Here is a 253-nt window from a genome sequence, read left to right as displayed (position 1 = left end):
ACAAGGAGTCCGTGTTCGCTTGATCGAAGTGGAAAACGGAAAACGCCAACTTAAAGAAACTTACGATAAAGTCGCTGCAGAAGATCGTATCGTGGAAGTTGGAACGAAACCAGGCACCTCTCTTCCAGAAGACGAAGTGAAAAATCTTGTTCTGAATCGCCCAGAGCTTATCTTAGAAGAAGAAACAATCGATTTCAAGGTTCAGGAACGTAAGTCTGATAAGTTGTATCTAGGTGAAACCCGTGTTCTTCAA

General features: G+C 42.7%; 1 pseudogene. It reads left to right on the top strand.

Going from position 1 to position 253, the window contains the following annotated elements:
• A pseudogene (locus ADH52_RS04920) lies at positions 1 to 253 on the top strand (sialidase); the annotation flags it as partial.

Origin of the sequence: Streptococcus pseudopneumoniae (assembly GCF_001072665.1) — a bacterium.
GTDB classification, from domain to species: Bacteria; Bacillota; Bacilli; order Lactobacillales; family Streptococcaceae; genus Streptococcus; species Streptococcus pseudopneumoniae_S.
The sequence above is the reverse complement of the archived record's forward strand: the minus strand, read 5'-3'. Positions and strand labels throughout refer to the sequence as shown.